The organism is Streptomyces aurantiacus JA 4570, from assembly GCF_000414115.1.
GTDB classification, from domain to species: Bacteria; Actinomycetota; Actinomycetes; order Streptomycetales; family Streptomycetaceae; genus Streptomyces; species Streptomyces aurantiacus_A.
Map to the genome: position 1 here is coordinate 1 of NZ_AOPZ01000500.1, position 241 is coordinate 241.

The 241-nt window shown below is 71.8% G+C and carries 1 pseudogene; it reads right to left on the minus strand.

Annotation, left to right across the window (positions count from 1 at the left end):
* Window positions 1–89 precede the first annotated feature (89 nt).
* Window positions 90–241 (minus strand): annotated as a pseudogene (locus tag STRAU_RS44305) (plasmid transfer protein TraA); the annotation flags it as partial.

Sequence of the window (241 nt, forward strand, 5' to 3'; positions counted from 1 at the left end):
GACCCCGCCCGCACCCGATCCGCCCTCGCGCGTGTTCACCAGCTGCGCGAACTGCGCCTGTGCGGTCTCATCGACCGCCTGCCGGCGCCTCACTGCTGCGCCCAGTTCATCGTGGGCGCCTTGGGCCTGCGGGCCCGGTGCCGTACGCGGTTGATCTCCTCCTGGTACTCCTGCTGGAACACCGAGTACGCGGCGGCGGCGTTCTTCGCCGCGCTCCGCAGCGCGTTCGCGGACCGCTTCA